This is a genomic window from Rhizobacter sp. J219, assembly GCF_024700055.1.
GTDB lineage: Bacteria > Pseudomonadota > Gammaproteobacteria > Burkholderiales > Burkholderiaceae_C > Rhizobacter.
Genome location: NZ_JAJOND010000001.1, coordinates 2,459,820 through 2,475,613, shown reverse-complemented (window position 1 = coordinate 2,475,613; position 15,794 = coordinate 2,459,820). Strand labels below are relative to the sequence as shown.

The window sequence follows — 15,794 nt, the reverse complement described above, 5'->3', positions numbered from 1 at the left end:
CGGCATGAGCATCAAGAGCGACAAATGGATCCGCCGCATGGCCGAACAGCACGGCATGATCGAGCCCTTCGAGCCCGGCCAGGTGCGCCACTCGGCCGACGGTCACAAGATCGTGAGCTACGGCACCAGCAGCTACGGCTACGACATCCGTTGCGCGCCCGAGTTCAAGGTCTTCACCAACATCTACAGCACGGTGGTCGACCCGAAGAACTTCGATGAAAAAAGCTTCGTCGACATCGAGTCCGACGTCTGCGTGATCCCGCCCAACAGCTTTGCGCTGGCCCGCACCGTCGAGTACTTCCGCATCCCGCGCAACGTGCTGACCATCTGCCTCGGCAAGAGCACCTACGCCCGCTGCGGGATCATCGTCAACGTGACCCCCTTCGAGCCTGAATGGGAAGGCTACGTGACGCTCGAATTCAGCAACACCACGCCGCTGCCCGCCAAGATCTACGCAGGCGAAGGCTGCGCGCAGGTGCTCTTCTTCGAGAGCGACGAGGTCTGCGAGACGAGCTACAAGGACCGCGGCGGCAAGTACCAGGGTCAACGCGGCGTCACCCTGCCAAAAACTTAACGGCACATCATCACGGAGGGCGAACTGGGCAGGGCCTGAGGGCCAATTCCCCCGATTCCCCAGGTCCGTGCAGGGCTATCGTGTGGGCACACGCTGCACATGGAGCCCTCGATGACGACCTTGTCTCCTGCCTTACCCGCCGCCGGCGAGCATCGCCCGGTGGCGCTGATCGAAGACCTGAAGGCGCTCGGCCGCTTCCGCAGCAAGATGGCGCAGCAGGCCCTGAGCGTGAACGTGGCACGCATGATGTACGACAAGCCCTATGCCTTCGACCGCATCGCGCTCGCGCACAGCAGCGCCGATGCCTCGCTGCAACGCCTGGCCCTGCAGCTCTTTGCCCACTACTCGAAGGACGACGCCGCGGCGCACTGAGCGCTGTCGAGACCACAACAGGGGCTGCCGGCAGGCAGCCTTTTTCGTTTTCGTGCCTTCGCTACCATGCCCAGTCGGCCAACACCGGGAGCGCAGCATGAAGTGGCAAGGCAATCGCGAGAGCGACAACGTCGAGGATGCCCGCTCCGGTGGCGGCGGTGGCGGTTTCTCGTTCGGCGGCGGGCGCAGCATCGGCCTGGGCAGCGTGGTGATTGCGGTCATCGCCGGCTGGATCTTCGGCATCAACCCGCTCACGATCCTCGGGCTCATGAGCGGAGGTGGCGGCCCGGCGCCGCAGGTGCAGCAGGCGCCGGCCGGCCGCCCGCCCGCCGACGACCCGATGGCGCGCTTTGTCTCGGTGGTGCTGGCCGACACCGAAGACGTGTGGCGCGAGCAGTTCCAGAAGATGGGTCAGACCTACCGCGACCCCAAGCTGCGCCTCTTCCGCGGCAGCGAGCCCACCGCCTGCGGCATGGGCCAGTCTGCGATGGGACCGTTCTACTGCCCGGGCGACATGAAGGTCTACATCGACCTGAGCTTCTACGAAACCATGCGCACGCGCCTGGGCGCCCCCGGCGACTTCGCGCAGGCCTACGTGATCGCGCACGAGGTCGGCCACCACGTGCAGAACCTGCTCGGCATCAGCGGCAAGGTCGACAGCATGCGCGGGCGCGTGTCCGAAGCGCAGCAGAACGCGCTCTCGGTGCGGCTCGAGCTGCAGGCCGACTGCTTTGCCGGCGTGTGGGCACACCATGCCAACAACGCGCGCCAGATCCTGGAGCAGGGCGACGTGGAAGAAGCGCTCAACGCCGCCTCGCAGATCGGCGACGACGCGCTGCAGCGCAAGTCGCGCGGCACGGTGCAGCCCGAGACCTTCACCCACGGCACCAGCGCGCAGCGCGTCGCCTGGTTCAAGAAAGGCCTGCAAAGCGGCAGCGTGAACCAGTGCAACACCTTCGAGGCGCGCCAGATCTGAATCTGCGAAGGCGGCTCAACGCCCAGGGGGCGGCAGCTCCAGCGTGGCGAGCCAGTCGCAGCGCAACTGGCCGCGCCGGTGCAGCGCGCGGCGCAGGGCCACGTAGAGGCTGGGCATGAGGAAAAGCAAAGCGCAACCGATCGCCATGCCCGGCCACCACAGGATCAGCGCCGCCGGTTCGCCCATCCAGCCGAACACCCAGGCGGTCAGCACGCCGTCCCAGGCGTGGTATTCGAGCGGGTTCTCGGGCTTGTGGGCCACTTGCCAGAGCTTGATGGCCTGAAGCTGCTGCAAGGTCATGTGACTCTCCCGGCGAGGGAACGAGCCACCAGCGTAGAACCATCCGCGCCGCCTGAAAACCCCCGAAATCGCATGCCCCTCAGGGCTGCTCAGACCAGCGCCCTCAGGCCAGCAAGGCGAGCTGCGCCGACAGCGTTTTTTCGCCAAAGAGCCACTGCCCCGGCAGCAGCCGCATGCCCTGTTCGCTGGGCCATACCAGCGCCGGCACGCCGTGCATGCCCACCGCCTTCATCACTTTTTTGGCACGTGCCACGCGCTTGTCGGTGAGGCCGGGCAGCGAGGGGTGCTCAAGGCGCCGCTCCCAGGTCTCGGCGTCGTCGCCGAGAGACGAAGCCAGCGCCTGGGCGATGACGCTGCGGTCGCTGATGTCGCGGCCGGCGACGAAGCGCTCGCGCTGCAGCGCATGCAGGGCGTCGAGTTCGCGGTGCACGTTCCACAGCGAGACGGCCGTCAGCGCCTCGGTCGCGGCGGTGCTGTCGAAGGGCAGCTCGGGGTTGGCGAGCACCTTGCGTTTGTAGAGATCGCTGAAGCGCTGCCCGCTCATGGCGGCGATGCGGGCGTCGGCCTGTTCGATGTGGCGAGCCATCTCGGCGTCGAGCGTCTTGCCGGGCGCGGCGAAGAGGCCGCTCGGCACCGGCTCGACGATGCACCCCCGAGATCCGCCAGACCGTGGATGGCCGGCATGGCGCCGTAGCACCAGCCGCACAGCGGGTCGTAGAGGTAGATCAGGTGGTCGATGGCCATTCGCGTGAGTATGCGACAGCCTCCGGCGCCCCGACGCCGCGCCGCCGATGGCCGGCAGTATCGTGACGCCCGGCGGCAGCCCGCCGCGGCCAAAGGGGCGCGGCCGCGACGTTCCCCACTCCGGGTCGTGCTTCAGTACGCGGCAGTGAACCGGCGCTGCACGTGCCGGGGCGTCTCGATCTCGTCGACGATGGCCACGGCCAGGTCGGCCACCGAGATGCCGGCCGGGGCGCCGCTGGCGTCGAACAGCACCTCGTCGCCACCGATGCGAAAAGCCCCGCGCCGCTCGCCAGGGGCGAGCATCACGGCCGGCGAGACGAAGGTCCAGTCGAGCGACGTTTCCTGGCGCACCACGTTGAGCGCCTCGCGGGCCGCGAGCGCGCCCTGCTTCCACTCGGCGGGGAACTCGGGGGTGTCGACCAGCTGCACGCCCGGCGCGACGTAGAGGCTGCCGGCGCCACCGACGAGCAGCACGCGCTTGACACCGCTGCGCTTCACGCCGTCGAGGATGGCGCGGGTGCCTTGCAGGAAGAGGTCGTGGATCCGCGGCTCCTGCCAGCCGGGGTTGTAGGCGCTGACCACCGCATCGGCGCCTTCCACCGCGTGGGCGACCTCGGCGCTCTGCAGCGCGTCGGCCTTCACCACGGTGAGGCCTTGCCGTGCGGCCAGCTTGTCCGGGTTGCGGGCCAGGGCGGTGACCTGGTGGCCGCGGCGCAGCAGCTCTTCCAGCAGGGCGGTGCCGACGAACCCGGTGGCTCCGATGAGGGCGATCTTCATGTGGGTTTCTCCATCACGTTGCGAATGATCGTGACGATATGGGCTTCACAATCGGCCGTGAAGTCGCTTAAATCCAAGAACTTCTTTAAGCCCAACTTCACAATGGACGATCTCCGGCGCATGGCCGTCTTTGCCGCGGTGGTGCAGCACGGCTCCATGAGCGCGGCCGCCCGGGCGCTGCGCATGAGCACCTCGGCGGTGAGTCAGCAGGTGCGGCTGCTGGAGCAGGGCAGCGGCGTGACGCTGCTGCACCGCTCCACCCGCAAGCTCGCGCTGACCGACACCGGCGCACGCTTTGCCGAGCACTGCCACACGATGGTGAGCGCCGCGGCGCAGGCCCAGGCGCAACTCGCGCTGGCGCACGACGCGCCGAGCGGCGAGCTGCGCATGTCGGCGCCGGTCGGTTTTGCGCGGCACATCGCGCCCGCCCTCGCGCCGCTGCTGGCCGATCACCCGTCGATGACGCTGCGCCTGCTGGTCGACGATGCGCTGATCAACCTCGTCGATGCCCGCATCGACCTCGCCTTGCGCGCCGGCCGCCTGCCCGATTCGACCTGGGTCGCGCAGCGCCTGTGCGATTTCGAGTGGGTGCTGTGCGCCTCGCCCGACTACCTGCGGCGGCGCGGCGAACCGGCGACGCCCTCCGAGCTGGCACAGCACCAGTGGCTGGTCGGCTCACGCGACGGCTCGGCCCTGCAGGTCGAGCTGACGGGCCCCGAGGGTGAGCGGGAGACGCTGCGGGTCGAAGCCCGCATCGCGAGCAACAACCAGCTGAGCCTGGAGCAGATGTGCGCGGCCGGGCTCGGCGTGGGCATGCTCACCCATCCCGACGTGCACGAGCACCTGCAGTCGGCTCGCCTCAGGCGCGTTCTGCCGCAGTGGCGGCTGCCCGCCGGCCCGGTGTGGGCCGTCACGCCGCAGCGCGACACCCAGCCGGCCAAGGTGCGCCATGCGATCGCGGCGCTGCGTGCGCACTTCGCCGCGATGCCCGGCACCCGAAGCTGAAGGCTCAGTGCGGCACGGTGCTGGGGATGAGGATGCGCCGGTCGACGTTGCGGATGTCGGTGTGGCCGCAGAAGGCCATGCTGATGTCGAGTTCCTTCTGGATGATCTCCAGGCACTTGGTGACACCCGCTTCCCCCATGGCGCCCAGGCCATAGAGGAATGAGCGCCCGATCAGCGTGCCGCGGGCCCCGAGCGCCACCGCCTTGAGCACGTCCTGCCCGGAGCGGATGCCGCCGTCCATCCACACCTCGATCTTCGACCCCACCTCGCGGGCGATCTCGGGCAGTGCGGCGATGGATGAAGGCGCCCCGTCGAGCTGGCGACCGCCGTGGTTGGAGACGATCAACGCATCGGCGCCGCTGCCGGCGGCGTAGCGTGCGTCTTCGACGTCCATGATGCCCTTCAGGATGAGCTTGCCGCCCCAGCGCTTCTTGATCCACTCGACGTCGTTCCAGTCGAGCTTGGGGTCGAACTGCTCGCGCGTCCAGGTGCTGAGCGAGGTGACGTCGCTCACGCCCTTGGCGTGGCCGATCAGGTTGCCGAAGCTGTGGCGCTTGGTCGCCAGCATGCCCCAGCACCAGCGCGGCTTGGTCATCAGGTTGAGGATGTTGGCGATCGTCGGCTTGGGCGGCGCGGTGAGGCCGTTCTTGATGTCCTTGTGGCGCTGGCCGAGCACCTGCAGGTCGAGCGTGAGCATCAGCGCGGAGACGCCTGCGGCCTTGGCGCGATCCATCAGGCGCTCCATGAAGTCGCGGTCGCGCATCCAGTAGAGCTGGAACCAGAACGGCGACTTGGTGTGCGCACGGATGTCTTCGATCGAGCAGATGCTCATCGTCGACAGCGTGAACGGGATGCCGAACTTTTCAGCCGCCTTCGCCGCCAGGATCTCGCCGTCGGCGTGCTGCATGCCGGTGAGGCCGGTGGGTGCGATGGCCACCGGCATCAGGGCCGGCGTGCCGGCCATGGTGGTGCGCAGCGTGCGGCCTTCCATGTTCACCGCGACGCGTTGTCGCAGCAGGATCTTCTGGAAGTCGGCTTCGTTGGCGCGGTAGGTGCCTTCGGTCCACGAGCCGGAGTCGGCGTAGTCGTAGAACATGCGCGGCACGCGCCGCTGGGCGAGGAGGCGCAGGTCCTCGATGCAGGTGATGGGCGTCATAGCCCGCGAGCTTATCCCCTGCGGCGGCGCGGAACGAAATTCAGCTGCGTACTCGTTTTCACCGGCGTTGCGCTCACCTGCACCGGCACGGCGGCCTGGTCCTGCAGCTGGTCGGGGTGCCAGAGCGTGATCTGCGCGCTGCCGTCGGGCACGCCGTCGATCGTGACCACGCCGTTGGCGTCGGTCTTGCCGGCCCAGGGGGTGTCGGCGACGTAGACCTGGCCACGCATCGAGCCGTGGATGTGGCAGCCGAGGCCGATGGGGCCGGCGGCGTCCATCTTGAGGTCGGCGCTGGAGACGCCCGACTTTTTCTTGGCCGGGCCGCTCGGGTAGGCATCGGTGCCGCCCTTGGCCTCGGCCACCGGGTCGGCGTCGAGCCGCAGCTCGAAGATCTTGGCCGGTGCGATGGCGCCCAGCGGGCCGCTCGGGGTGGAGCGCACGTGGTGGTCGTAGGCGTCCTTGTTGACGAAGCGCAGCGTCGTGCCGACCGGCACCACGGTGAGGAAGGGGATGAAGCGCGAGCCCTCCTGCGTGATGAGCACCGGCTTGGCGGCGGGTGTCACCGCGCCTTTGGTCGACGCCTGCACGAGCACCACGACGTCGGGCGCGGGCTTGCCGTCCTTGTCGGTGACGGTGAGTTGCACGGTGCCGGCGTGGGCCGCGGTGGTGGTGACCATGGCCGCGAAGGCAAGCCGGGCAAGAAGGTGGCGGGTCATCGTGGTGTCTCCCTCAGGGGTGGTTCAAGGTGTGTTGATGATGTCGCGGTGCATCGGCGCGAGCCGCGCCAGCAGCCTGTTCTGTGTGGAGAACGCGATGCCTTGCGCGCTCATGCTGTCTTGCAGCACCTCGACCAGCGCGTTGAAGTCGCGCTTGGTGATGTCCATGCCGGCGTGGGCCTTCTTCATGTCGGGGCCCTTGAGCTTGCAGGGGCCGCCCGAGACTTCGCAGAACTGCGCCACGAGCTGTGCCTTCACGTGCTTGTGGTCGACGTCCTTGAAGAACGGGTTCATGCGCTTGTCGGCGAGCAGCCGTGTCATGAAGTCGTCCATCAGCGTGGTGAGGCCGGGCTGGCCGCCGAGCTGCTGGTAGAGCGAATCGTCGGCTTGCGCATGCGCCGTGCCGCTGAGGGCCATGAGGATGGCAACAAGCGTGGCGAGGGTGCGGAGCAGGTGTTTCATCGGGGGCTCCTCTGGATCAGAACGCGACCTGCGCCGAGACATACGCGCCGGTCTGCCGCTTGTTGACCACGCCCGGCACGATCTTGCCGGCGTCGACATACGCGAGCGTGAGCGAGAAATGCTTGCTCGGTGCCCAGGCGACGAAGACGTCGGCCCAGTCGTCTTCGTCGAGCGCACCGGCACCGAGCGCGGTGTTGTCGCGGAAGTTGTCGGGCTTGGCGCGGTACTCGGCGCCGATGGCGAGATCGCGTCGCAGCAGCCAGGCGAGCGACACCTCCGGCTGCACGCGGTAGCTGCTGTGGCCGGTGGCGCCGAAACCGAGCAGGCCGTTCTGGTTGGCCTTGGTCGCGCGCAGCGTGCCGTTGACGAGGATGCCCGGGGCGAGGAAGAGCTTGGTCGCGCTCACGTAGAGGTCGGTGCCGCTGTCCTTGGCGCCGAAGGCGCTGAGCGTGGACTGCAGCCCGCCGGCGTCCGAGGTCTTGTGCTGCGCACCGATGGCGACTTGCGGCGCCCAGGTGTCGCTGTCGAGCACCGCGTCGCCGAACACACGCAGCTTGACGCCGACGATGTCCTGCTTGAGCTTGAGCCCCGGCAGCCCGAGGGCATCGCCGACGGGGCCGGTGTCGAAGCTCTGCCGTGCCAGCGAAAGCTCGATGCGGTCGCCGTAGGCCACGGCCGCGCCGTAGGCGGTGACGCTGAAGTCCTGTGTCTTGACGTGGGTGGCGAAGGCCGAGCCGCCAAATTCACCCGCCGTGCCGTAGCCGCCGGTCACGGCCCATGGCGTGAGGCCGCCACCGGCCGCGCCCTCGATGTTGCTGACGCCGCCGGTCAGCAGCAGCTTGCCGCCGAAAGCCAGGGCCGACGGGCTGGCACAGGCCAGGGCGAGCGCGCCCGCAAAGGCAAGGCGATGGTGTCTTGGCATACGGGCTGTTCTCCTCATCTCCAGACTCATCTACGCAGCCGGGTCGTTGTTGGATGCATCGAAGCTGGCATCGGAAGTGGCATCGAACAGCGGCAGCGGCGCATGGTAAGCGGGCACTGGCTCTTGTGCCATCGTGGGTTCACCGGCACGTGGATCGAGCAGCTCCGCGAGCTTGGCCAGGTTGCCCGCGCGCACCCCGAGAAGGCGCAGGCGGCGCGACAGGTCGACCCGCTTCAGGCACTCGCCTGCCGCGCGGCGGATGGTCTTCGCGTCCATCGTGTGGGCCGGGAGCGTGAGGTCGCGTGTGACGATCTTGAAGTCGTCGAAGCGCAGCTTGATGCCGATGGTCTTGGCGGCATAGCCTTTGCGCGACAAGTCGTCGGCCAGCTCCACGCACAGCTCGGTGAAGAGGGGCGTGAGCACGTGCCGGTCGCGCACCGCGTGCAGGTCGCGCTCGAAGGTGGTCTCGCGGCTCATCGACACCGGCTCGCTGTGAGTGACCACCGGCCGCTCGTCGATGCCGTGCGAGGCCCGGTGCAGCCAGGCGCCGTAGCTCTTGCCGAAATGCTCGATGAGGTAGAGCGGGTCGCGCGCCGCGATGTCGCCGACGGTGTGCATGCCGTGCGCTGCGAGCTTCTCGCTGGCCTTTGGGCCGATGCCGTTGACCTTGCGCGCGGCGAGCGGCCACACGCGGGCGGGGATCTCGTCTTCGCGCAGCAGCGTGAGGCCGTCGGGCTTGTCGAACTCGGAGCAGAGTTTCGAGAGCAGCTTGTTGGGCGTGATGCCCACCGAGCAGGTGAGGCCGCCGGTGGCTTCGCGCACCGCGTCTTTCAGCTGCTGGCCGATGGCGCGGCCGCCGTCGTCGTGCACGCCGGGCAGGTCGGAGAGGTCGATGTAGATCTCGTCGATGCCGCGGTCTTCCACCAGCGGCGCGATGCGGCGCACCGCGGCCTTGAAGAGCCGCGAGTACTTGCGGTACTCGTCGAAGTCGACCGGCAGCAGCACCGCATCGGGTGCGAGCTTGGCGGCCTTCATCGTGGGCATGGCGGAGAAGACACCGAGCTTGCGTGCTTCATAGGTGCTGGTCGTGAGCACGCCACGGCCGGTGTAGTGGCGCAGCAGCGAGAACTCGCGCGTGCCGTCGTCGCGCAGCACCGGCTGGTGCCGGCGCCCGCCGCCGATCACCACCGGCAGGCCCTTCAGTTCGGGGTAGCGCAGCAGCTCCACGGAGGCGTAGAACGCATCCATGTCGAGGTGGGCGATCAGGCGGGGCACGACTGTATTTTCATCCAGTTATTCGGGCTCGGCCAGCCCACTACCATCGCCCGATGACCTACACCGCCCAGTGCCTTTGCGGAGGCATCCGATTCCGCATCGACGGCGAGCTGGCGCCGATCCAGATCTGCCATTGCGCGCAATGCCGCCGGGCCCAGGGCAGCGCCTTCGCGGCCAACATCCCGGTCGCCGAATCGGCGGTGGTGTTCGAGGCGGGGCGTGAGCTGATGAGCGAGTTCGAGTCGACACCGGGCAAGAAGCGCGTCTTCTGCCGCCGCTGCGGCTCGCCGCTTTACAGCCGCCGCGACAGCCTGCCCGGCGTGCTGCGCCTCCGCGCCGGCCTGATCGACGAGCCGCTGCCGGCGCGCCCGGGCTTCCACGCCTACGTGGCGAGCAAGGCCAGCTGGTACGAGATCCACGACGGCGTGCCGCAGCACGCCGAGGGCTACGTCCCGCCCGCTGCCTGACCATGCTCGACTTCGAAGCCCCACCCATCGAGTCGGCGCAGATGCGCCGAGCCGGCCGCGAGCTGCTGTCGCTCGCGCTGATGGACACGCGCAACCACAGCCTGCGCTGGATGAGCGCGATCGAGGCGGCGCTGCCCGGCTTCGAGGTGCCCGAGGGCCAGCGTGAAGGCCTGAGCCCGCCGCTGTGGTCGCTCGGCCATCTGGCGTGGTACCAGGAGCACTGGATCTCGTGCAACGTGCAGCGCCAGCGCGGCGCCCAGGCCGACCCGGGCTCGCTGCGCCTGGCCTCGATCGAGGCCGGCTCCGACCGCCTCTTCGACCCCACGCTGGTCACGCCCGAGGCACGCTGGTTGTTGCCGCTGCGCGATCCGCAGTTCATCCGCCAGTACCTCGCCGACACGCTGGAGACCACGCTCGAGCTGCTCGACCACGCGAACGAAGACGACGACGCGCTCTACTTCTTCCGCCTCGCGCTCTTTCATGAAGATGCGCGGCTGGAGTCGTTTGCCGAGATGGCGCAGGCGCTCGGCTTCGATGCCGGGCTCACGCCGGTGCTGGGCACGCTGGCGTCGCGGGCGCCCTTGCTGTTTCCGGCGACACGCTGGCTGCTGGGTTCGCCGCCCGGCGGGTTTGCCTTCGACAACGAACGACCGGCGCACGAGCACAGCGTGCCCGAGTTCGAGATCGACGCGCAGGCGGTCACCTGGGGCCAGTACTGCGAGTTCGTCGAAGACGGCGGGTACGACGACGAGCGCCATTGGTCGCCCGAAGGGTGGGCGTGGGTGCAGCGCGAAGGCCGGCGCACGCCGCGCCACGTCGACCAGATGCGCCAGAGCGTGCTGATGCAGCGCTTCGGCAAGATGACGCGGGTGCCGATGTCGCAGCCGGCCATGCACGTCAGCTGGTACGAGGCCGATGCGTGGTGCCGCTGGGCCGGCCGGCGCCTGCCGACCGAGCTGGAATGGGAAGTCGCCGCGCAGCAGGGCCAGTCGCGCGGCGTGCGCTACGGCCAGGTGTGGGAGTGGACGGCCGGCAGCTTCCGTCCCTACCCGGGCTTCGTGCCGGGGCCGGAGGCGCAGTACTCGCAGGCTGCGTTCGGCTCGCACAAGGTGCTGCGTGGCGGCTCGTTCGCCACCCAGGAGCGCCTGCGCAACGTGAAGCACCGCCGCTTCCTGCTGCCGCAGCGCGACGACGCGTTCAGCGGCTTTCGCAGCGTGTCGCTGTAGGGCCGTGCCCGCGGGGGCAGCAGGCTTTCCGCCCCTCGTCGGAAGTGTCTTTCGATGCCCCCGGGTAAACCACGACCCACCCCATACGCCGCTACTACCTGCACCGCCGCCAGCTCCCAAAAATCGTGGCTCCCCCCAAGACGGAGACCACGAGATGAGCAAGATCCTGATGTTGTGCGGCGACTTCGGTGAGGACTACGAGGTTATGGTGCCCTTCCAGGCCCTGCAGGCCGTGGGCCACACCGTGCATGCCGTTGCGCCCGACAAGAAAAGCGGCGACTACGTGATGACGGCCATCCACGACTTCGAGGGCCAGCAGACCTACAGCGAGAAGCCCGGCCATCGCTTCACGCTCAACGCGACCTTTGCCGAGATCGACCCTGCCAAGTACGACGCGCTGGTCGTGCCCGGCGGGCGTGCTCCCGAGTACCTGAGGCTGAACTCGCGAGTGGTCGAGATCACGCGGCACTTCCTGTCGGCCGACAAGCCGGTGGCAGCCATCTGCCATGGCGCGCAACTGCTCGCGGCCACCGGCCTCATCAAGGGCCGCAAGGTGAGCGCCTATCCGGCGTGCCAGATCGAGGTGGAGCTGGCGGGTGCCGAGTACATGGGCATCGCGATCGACGGCGCCGTGACCGATGGCAAGCTGGTGACCGCGCCGGCCTGGCCCGCACACCCGGCGTGGATCGGCCAGTTCCTCGCGGTGCTGGGCACGCGCATCGCTTTGTAGGCATCTCAACCGCGTAGGCATCACAGTCTGTAGCATCGACGCGCGCCACCCCGAATGGAACCTCGCCATGTGCAAGATCTTCATCAGTGCCGACCCCGCCAGCTACGAGAGCCGCACGCGCTCCGTGCGGCTGCATGGCGTGGTCACGAGCCTCAGGCTCGAGAACCTGCACTGGGCGGTGCTGGAAGAGATCGCCGGGCGAGATGGCATGACGGTCGCACAGCTCATCGAGAAGCTGTACGACGAGCTGGTGGCCGACCGCGGCGCGGTGGGCAATTTCTCGTCGTTCCTGCGGGTGTGCGCGCTGCGCTACGAGAACCTGATCGCGCAGGGGCTCATCCCGCGGGACGCGGCCATCCCCATCCGCTCGCTCGATGCCGACCGTGTGCTCCACGGCCTGCAGCGCGTGCCGCAGGCGGCGCTTCCGCGCGAGAGCCGGCCGCACAAGCGGGCGCTGAACTAGGGCCTGTTAACACTAAAAGGGCAGCCGCGTTCAGGGGCAGCGCACGCCGGCGCCGTTGTACATGGCGAGCAGGCGCTGGCCGATCAGGTCGGCCAGGGTGTGCACGGCGCGGCGGTGGGCGGCAGCCAGCGCTTGCGCGTCACCGTTCACGGCCTCGCGCACGCTGCTGCGGCAGACGAGCGGCGTGCTGCCCTTGGCGGGCGCGGTGGCCGTCCACACCGCTTCGATCCACACCTCGCGTGCGGCCATCGACTCGAAGCGCTGCACGTCGAGCTTGAGCCGCACGAATTCGGCGCTGGGCGCCGAGCGAACGTCGACCGCACCGTAGCGCTTGGCGAGCCGGTCGAAGAGCGCAGCGCGCAGCTCGTCGCGCAGCGGGGCTACCCACTGCTCCTGCTCCAGGATGCGCAGGCTGTCGTCGGGCAGGCGCACCACCCACTGCTGCTGGTCGACGGCGGCGGGCACCTGCACCGGGCCAATGTCGAGCGGCAGCGGCACGGTGCTGACCGCCTCGACGGCCACGGGCTGCGCCGAGAGCAGGCTGTGAAAGCGCGGCGCGGGCGTCGAGGAACAGCCGGCGAGCACTGCAAGGGAGAGGGCAAGCGCAGGAAGCTTCATCGTTCAGCGTCGTTCCGGTGACGAGGGAATCTTCGCGTCGTCGGGCTTGCCGCGCAGCAGCGATTCCGGGTGGCGTTGCAGGTAGTCGGTCAGCACGCGCAGCGATTGCGCGGCGCGCTGCAGGTCGTGCAGGGTCTGCTCGGCGTTGCGCTGGATCGGCGCGCTCGGGTCGAGCAGGCTGCGGTCAGCGCGTTGCAATGTCTCCTGCACTGACTGCAGCGTGCGCCGCACCTCGGCGAGCGAGGCCTGCGCGTCGGGGCGCAGCTGCTCGATCGCCAGGCGCGCCTGCGACAGCGTGTCGTTGAGGTTGCGGCCGATCTCGTCGAACGGCACCTTGTTGACCTTGGCCACGATCTCGGCGATCTGCGGCTGCACGTCCGACAGCGTGCCCGGCACCGTGGGAATGGCCGGGATGGCGGTGGAGGTGTCGAGACTCGGCCTTGCTCACCTTGCCGGGGAAGTCGAGCGCCACGTACATCTGCCCGGTCAGCAGGTTGCCGGTGCGCGCCTGCGCGCGCAGGCCGTTCTGCACCAGTCGCTGCAACAGGGTGGTGTCGCGTCGCTTGTCGTCGTCGCCTTCCTGGCGCATCGAATCGCGCACGGCGCCGAGGCGGGTCGGGTAGATCTCGGCTTCCACTTCTACAGGGAAGCGCTTGCGCTTGCCGTCGTAGTCGAGCCGGATCGCCTTGATGGCGCCGATCTCGATGCCGAGGAAGTCGACCGGGGCGTCGATGTCGAGCCCGCGCACCGATTGGTCGAACACCATGCGCACGCGCAGCGGCGGGCCGTCGGGCGGTGCGAGCGCGGCCTTGCGGTCGGGGAAGAGCTTGAATCGGCTGCCGTCGGACGCCTGCGGCAGCCCCTGCGTGCCCTGCGGCCGCTCGAACGAGATGCCGCCCGAGATGACGGAGGCGAGCGTCTGCGTGTCGACCTTCAGGCCACTGCTGTTGAGCGAGACCTCGACGCCGCTCGCGTTCCAGAAGCGTGTCTGCGGGTTGACGAGCTTGTCGTACGGCGCCTCGATGAAGATCTGCACCCACAGCTCGTCGACCAGCGGGTCAAGGTTGTAGCCCACCACGCGGCCGACCCGGTTGCGCTTGTAGAGGATGGGCGAGCCGACGTCGAGCGAGCCCAGGTCTTCGGTGCGCAGCACGAAGCCGCGACCCGGCTCGCCGCGCAGCACGAAGGGCGGGTTCTCGAGGCCGGTGAAGTGGCGCTTCTGCTTGGTCGATTCGCCGGCGTCGACGCCGATGTAGGCGCCGGAGAAGAGTGTCTCGATGCCACTCACGCCGGCGGTGTCGATGCGCGGGCGCACGACCCAGAAGCGGGTGTCTTCGACGGCGATGTTGGAGACCGAGCGGTCGAGCCGCACGGTGGCCTGCACGTGGTCGCGCTTTTCGCTCAGCGTGACGGCTTCCACGCGGCCGACCACCACTTCCTTGTAGCGCACCTCGGTCTTGCCAGGGCGCAGGCCGTTGGCGGAATGGAAGTCGATCGTGACTTGCGGGCCGGTCGACAGCACGGCGCGGATCAGGAGCGCCACTCCCACCGCGAGCGCGACGATGGGCACCAGCCACACGAGCGAGGGCCCGTGCCACTTGCGGGTGACCGGCGTGGGCGGGGTGGTGGGCGGCGGGGCGGAGCCGGGGGTGTCGTCGCTCATGGGTGGCGTTGGGGGGCTTCTTCTTCGGGCCAGATCAATCGGGGGTCGAAACTGCCGGCGGCGAGCATCGTGAGCACCACCACCGCACCAAAGGCCAGCAAGCCCGGCTCGGGCATCACGCCGCCGAGCGGGCCGAAGCGGATGGTGCCGACCAGCAGCACGACGACGAAGACGTCGAGCATCGACCAGTGCCCCACTGCATCGATCATGCGGTAGAGCTGCGCACGCTCGACCTGCTTCCAGCGCGAGCGCCGCTGCGCGGTGATGACGAGCACGAGCAACGCGCCGATCTTGAGCATGGGCACCGCGATGCTCGCGATGAAGACGATCAGCGCCAGCAGCCAATCGCCGCCGGTGCGCAGCTCCTCGATGCCACCGAGGATGGTGTGCAGCGTCTCGCCCTGGAAGACGTTGCTCGTCGACATGATGGGCAGCAGGTTGGCTGGGATGTAGAGGATGGTGGCCGCGATCAGGTAGGCCCAGGTGCGCTGCAGGCTGCGCGGGCGGCGGTGGTGCAGCGGCGTGGCGCAGCGGGGGCATGGCAGCGGCGTGCTGTCGGCGATGGGGTGCAGCAGCTGCGAGACGCGGCCGCAGGTTGGGCAGCCGTACAGCCTCAGCTGCGCTCCGGTTTGCAACGACGAGGCCTCGCTCATGCGTTGCCCCCGATCTCGCTGCTGCGCTTCCACAGGTTGTGTGTGCCGGCCGCGGTGATGGCGGTGATCAGCAGCGTGACCGCGCCGTAGGCGAAGAGCCCGATGCCCGGCGTGGCGCTGGTGAGCGATGCGCAGCGCACCACGGCAACCAGCGTGCCCAGCATGAACACCTCGGCCATGCCCCAGCGCGTGACGAAGGCCAGCATGTGCATCGCCGGCACGAAGCCGCGCGGCACGATGCCACGCACCAGCGAGCCCAGCAGGTAGAGCCGCAGGATGGTGAAGACGAGTGGGAACACGAGCGCGGTGGCGGCGGTGAGCACCGCCACGAAGGGCTGGCCTGCGTTCCATGTCGCTTCGATCGCCTGCGGCAAGGTGGCCTGGCTGACCACGCCCTGGAAGTCAAGCGTGACGATGGGCGCGCTGTTGCCGATGATGATGAGCAGCAGCGAGGCGATGGCGAACGCCAGCAGCTTCTCGGTGCCGATCACATGGCCGCGGCCCAGCAGGGCGTTGCAGCGGCGGCAGCGCGCCACCGTGCCGCGGGCGAGGGTGATGCGCTCGTGCACCGCATCGCATTCGTTGCAGACCACCAGGTCGTGCCGCGCGGCGAGGGCCGCCGCGGTGACGGTGGCGCGAGCGGCCGCCGGCGCGAAGGGCGCGTGGGCGTGGGCGCTCGGCACGGGGTCGGTCAT

The 15,794-nt window shown here is 68.9% G+C and carries 21 protein-coding genes; 8 read left to right on the top strand and 13 right to left on the bottom strand.

What is annotated here, in order from left to right; all coding sequences use genetic code 11:
• Window positions 1-4: 4 nt before the first annotated feature.
• The 3 genes from dcd to ypfJ all read left to right on the top strand — a co-directional run bounded on the left by dcd (window position 5) and on the right by ypfJ (window position 1,922).
• On the top strand, window positions 5-574 hold the full coding sequence (gene dcd / locus LRS03_RS11300; RefSeq protein WP_257825526.1) for a dCTP deaminase: 570 nt from the start codon (window positions 5-7) through the stop codon (window positions 572-574).
• Window positions 575-685: 111 nt separating this feature from the next.
• The gene (locus LRS03_RS11295; RefSeq protein WP_257825525.1) at window positions 686-946 is read left to right on the top strand and encodes a hypothetical protein; all 261 of its coding nucleotides are present in this window, start codon (window positions 686-688) and stop codon (window positions 944-946) included.
• Between the two features lie 97 nt (window positions 947-1,043).
• Window positions 1,044-1,922 (top strand): KPN_02809 family neutral zinc metallopeptidase, encoded by an 879-nt coding sequence (gene ypfJ / locus LRS03_RS11290; protein WP_257825524.1) that lies wholly within the window; start codon window positions 1,044-1,046, stop codon window positions 1,920-1,922.
• 15 nt (window positions 1,923-1,937) lie between these two features.
• On the opposite strand, the gene LRS03_RS11285 is transcribed toward ypfJ, so the two are convergent.
• The 3 genes from LRS03_RS11285 to LRS03_RS11275 all read right to left on the bottom strand — a co-directional run bounded on the left by LRS03_RS11285 (window position 1,938) and on the right by LRS03_RS11275 (window position 3,743).
• Window positions 1,938-2,222: a hypothetical protein gene (locus LRS03_RS11285; RefSeq protein ID WP_257825523.1), complete on the bottom strand. Its 285-nt coding sequence runs from the start codon at window positions 2,220-2,222 to the stop codon at window positions 1,938-1,940.
• 103 nt (window positions 2,223-2,325) lie between these two features.
• A complete protein-coding gene (locus tag LRS03_RS11280; protein WP_257825522.1) occupies window positions 2,326-2,856 on the bottom strand; it encodes a DsbA family protein in 531 nt (176 codons plus the stop codon).
• A gap of 242 nt (window positions 2,857-3,098) precedes the next feature.
• Window positions 3,099-3,743 (bottom strand): NAD(P)-dependent oxidoreductase, encoded by a 645-nt coding sequence (locus tag LRS03_RS11275; RefSeq protein WP_257825521.1) that lies wholly within the window; start codon window positions 3,741-3,743, stop codon window positions 3,099-3,101.
• 102 nt (window positions 3,744-3,845) lie between these two features.
• Here LRS03_RS11275 and LRS03_RS11270 point away from each other — a divergent pair, with 102 nt between their 5' ends.
• A complete protein-coding gene (locus tag LRS03_RS11270) occupies window positions 3,846-4,748 on the top strand; it encodes a LysR family transcriptional regulator (protein ID WP_257825520.1) in 903 nt (300 codons plus the stop codon).
• A gap of 4 nt (window positions 4,749-4,752) precedes the next feature.
• On the opposite strand, the gene LRS03_RS11265 is transcribed toward LRS03_RS11270, so the two are convergent.
• The 5 genes from LRS03_RS11265 to dinB are packed head-to-tail and all read right to left on the bottom strand — an operon-like array spanning window position 4,753 to window position 9,279.
• Complete coding sequence (locus LRS03_RS11265; RefSeq protein ID WP_257825519.1) at window positions 4,753-5,904, bottom strand: alpha-hydroxy acid oxidase; 1,152 nt, start codon at window positions 5,902-5,904, stop codon at window positions 4,753-4,755.
• 11 nt (window positions 5,905-5,915) lie between these two features.
• Window positions 5,916-6,620 (bottom strand): cupredoxin domain-containing protein, encoded by a 705-nt coding sequence (locus LRS03_RS11260; protein ID WP_257825518.1) that lies wholly within the window; start codon window positions 6,618-6,620, stop codon window positions 5,916-5,918.
• A 24-nt stretch (window positions 6,621-6,644) separates the two neighbouring features.
• Window positions 6,645-7,082, bottom strand: coding sequence for a group I truncated hemoglobin (locus LRS03_RS11255; protein ID WP_257825517.1), 438 nt, complete (start codon window positions 7,080-7,082; stop codon window positions 6,645-6,647).
• A gap of 16 nt (window positions 7,083-7,098) precedes the next feature.
• Window positions 7,099-8,004 carry a DUF3034 family protein gene (locus LRS03_RS11250; RefSeq protein ID WP_257825516.1) on the bottom strand — a complete coding sequence of 302 codons (906 nt, stop codon included), beginning with the start codon at window positions 8,002-8,004 and terminating at the stop codon, window positions 7,099-7,101.
• A 30-nt stretch (window positions 8,005-8,034) separates the two neighbouring features.
• The gene (gene dinB, locus LRS03_RS11245; RefSeq protein WP_257825515.1) at window positions 8,035-9,279 is read right to left on the bottom strand and encodes a DNA polymerase IV; all 1,245 of its coding nucleotides are present in this window, start codon (window positions 9,277-9,279) and stop codon (window positions 8,035-8,037) included.
• Window positions 9,280-9,332: 53 nt separating this feature from the next.
• On the opposite strand from dinB, the gene LRS03_RS11240 reads away from it, so the two are divergent.
• From LRS03_RS11240 to LRS03_RS11225, 4 genes are all read left to right on the top strand, one after another.
• Window positions 9,333-9,746 carry a GFA family protein gene (locus LRS03_RS11240; protein WP_257825514.1) on the top strand — a complete coding sequence of 138 codons (414 nt, stop codon included), beginning with the start codon at window positions 9,333-9,335 and terminating at the stop codon, window positions 9,744-9,746.
• 2 nt (window positions 9,747-9,748) lie between these two features.
• Window positions 9,749-10,972 carry an SUMF1/EgtB/PvdO family nonheme iron enzyme gene (locus LRS03_RS11235; protein ID WP_257825513.1) on the top strand — a complete coding sequence of 408 codons (1,224 nt, stop codon included), beginning with the start codon at window positions 9,749-9,751 and terminating at the stop codon, window positions 10,970-10,972.
• A 154-nt stretch (window positions 10,973-11,126) separates the two neighbouring features.
• On the top strand, window positions 11,127-11,702 hold the full coding sequence (locus tag LRS03_RS11230; RefSeq protein ID WP_257825512.1) for a DJ-1/PfpI family protein: 576 nt from the start codon (window positions 11,127-11,129) through the stop codon (window positions 11,700-11,702).
• 67 nt (window positions 11,703-11,769) lie between these two features.
• Window positions 11,770-12,165 carry a ribbon-helix-helix domain-containing protein gene (locus tag LRS03_RS11225; protein ID WP_257825511.1) on the top strand — a complete coding sequence of 132 codons (396 nt, stop codon included), beginning with the start codon at window positions 11,770-11,772 and terminating at the stop codon, window positions 12,163-12,165.
• 30 nt (window positions 12,166-12,195) lie between these two features.
• On the opposite strand, the gene LRS03_RS11220 is transcribed toward LRS03_RS11225, so the two are convergent.
• Genes LRS03_RS11220 through LRS03_RS11200 form a run of 5 tightly spaced genes read right to left on the bottom strand, consistent with a single transcriptional unit; the run spans window position 12,196 to window position 15,794 of the window.
• Complete coding sequence (locus LRS03_RS11220) at window positions 12,196-12,783, bottom strand: PqiC family protein (protein ID WP_257825510.1); 588 nt, start codon at window positions 12,781-12,783, stop codon at window positions 12,196-12,198.
• Window positions 12,784-12,786: 3 nt separating this feature from the next.
• Window positions 12,787-12,981: a hypothetical protein gene (locus LRS03_RS11215; RefSeq protein WP_257825509.1), complete on the bottom strand. Its 195-nt coding sequence runs from the start codon at window positions 12,979-12,981 to the stop codon at window positions 12,787-12,789.
• The gene (locus LRS03_RS11210) at window positions 12,968-14,446 is read right to left on the bottom strand and encodes a PqiB family protein (protein WP_257825508.1); all 1,479 of its coding nucleotides are present in this window, start codon (window positions 14,444-14,446) and stop codon (window positions 12,968-12,970) included. Before LRS03_RS11210 ends, LRS03_RS11215 begins: the two co-directional genes overlap by 14 nt.
• Window positions 14,443-15,099, bottom strand: coding sequence for a paraquat-inducible protein A (locus LRS03_RS11205; protein ID WP_257825507.1), 657 nt, complete (start codon window positions 15,097-15,099; stop codon window positions 14,443-14,445). Before LRS03_RS11205 ends, LRS03_RS11210 begins: the two co-directional genes overlap by 4 nt.
• Window positions 15,096-15,794, bottom strand: coding sequence for a paraquat-inducible protein A (locus LRS03_RS11200; protein ID WP_257825506.1), 699 nt, complete (start codon window positions 15,792-15,794; stop codon window positions 15,096-15,098). Before LRS03_RS11200 ends, LRS03_RS11205 begins: the two co-directional genes overlap by 4 nt.

What these genes read in the sequence shown, in the direction of transcription:
- dcd (WP_257825526.1), top strand. Translation starts at nt 5, where the DNA reads ATGAGCATCAAGAGCGACAAATGGATCCGCCGCATGGCCGAACAGCAC.
- LRS03_RS11295 (WP_257825525.1), top strand. Translation starts at nt 686, where the DNA reads ATGACGACCTTGTCTCCTGCCTTACCCGCCGCCGGCGAGCATCGCCCG.
- ypfJ (WP_257825524.1), top strand. Translation starts at nt 1,044, where the DNA reads ATGAAGTGGCAAGGCAATCGCGAGAGCGACAACGTCGAGGATGCCCGC.
- LRS03_RS11285 (WP_257825523.1), bottom strand. Translation starts at nt 2,222, where the DNA reads ATGACCTTGCAGCAGCTTCAGGCCATCAAGCTCTGGCAAGTGGCCCAC.
- LRS03_RS11275 (WP_257825521.1), bottom strand. Translation starts at nt 3,743, where the DNA reads ATGAAGATCGCCCTCATCGGAGCCACCGGGTTCGTCGGCACCGCCCTG.
- LRS03_RS11270 (WP_257825520.1), top strand. Translation starts at nt 3,846, where the DNA reads ATGGACGATCTCCGGCGCATGGCCGTCTTTGCCGCGGTGGTGCAGCAC.
- LRS03_RS11265 (WP_257825519.1), bottom strand. Translation starts at nt 5,904, where the DNA reads ATGACGCCCATCACCTGCATCGAGGACCTGCGCCTCCTCGCCCAGCGG.
- LRS03_RS11260 (WP_257825518.1), bottom strand. Translation starts at nt 6,620, where the DNA reads ATGACCCGCCACCTTCTTGCCCGGCTTGCCTTCGCGGCCATGGTCACC.
- LRS03_RS11255 (WP_257825517.1), bottom strand. Translation starts at nt 7,082, where the DNA reads ATGAAACACCTGCTCCGCACCCTCGCCACGCTTGTTGCCATCCTCATG.
- LRS03_RS11250 (WP_257825516.1), bottom strand. Translation starts at nt 8,004, where the DNA reads ATGCCAAGACACCATCGCCTTGCCTTTGCGGGCGCGCTCGCCCTGGCC.
- LRS03_RS11240 (WP_257825514.1), top strand. Translation starts at nt 9,333, where the DNA reads ATGACCTACACCGCCCAGTGCCTTTGCGGAGGCATCCGATTCCGCATC.
- LRS03_RS11235 (WP_257825513.1), top strand. Translation starts at nt 9,749, where the DNA reads ATGCTCGACTTCGAAGCCCCACCCATCGAGTCGGCGCAGATGCGCCGA.
- LRS03_RS11230 (WP_257825512.1), top strand. Translation starts at nt 11,127, where the DNA reads ATGAGCAAGATCCTGATGTTGTGCGGCGACTTCGGTGAGGACTACGAG.
- LRS03_RS11225 (WP_257825511.1), top strand. Translation starts at nt 11,770, where the DNA reads ATGTGCAAGATCTTCATCAGTGCCGACCCCGCCAGCTACGAGAGCCGC.
- LRS03_RS11220 (WP_257825510.1), bottom strand. Translation starts at nt 12,783, where the DNA reads ATGAAGCTTCCTGCGCTTGCCCTCTCCCTTGCAGTGCTCGCCGGCTGT.
- LRS03_RS11210 (WP_257825508.1), bottom strand. Translation starts at nt 14,446, where the DNA reads ATGAGCGACGACACCCCCGGCTCCGCCCCGCCGCCCACCACCCCGCCC.
- LRS03_RS11205 (WP_257825507.1), bottom strand. Translation starts at nt 15,099, where the DNA reads ATGAGCGAGGCCTCGTCGTTGCAAACCGGAGCGCAGCTGAGGCTGTAC.
- LRS03_RS11200 (WP_257825506.1), bottom strand. Translation starts at nt 15,794, where the DNA reads ATGACCGACCCCGTGCCGAGCGCCCACGCCCACGCGCCCTTCGCGCCG.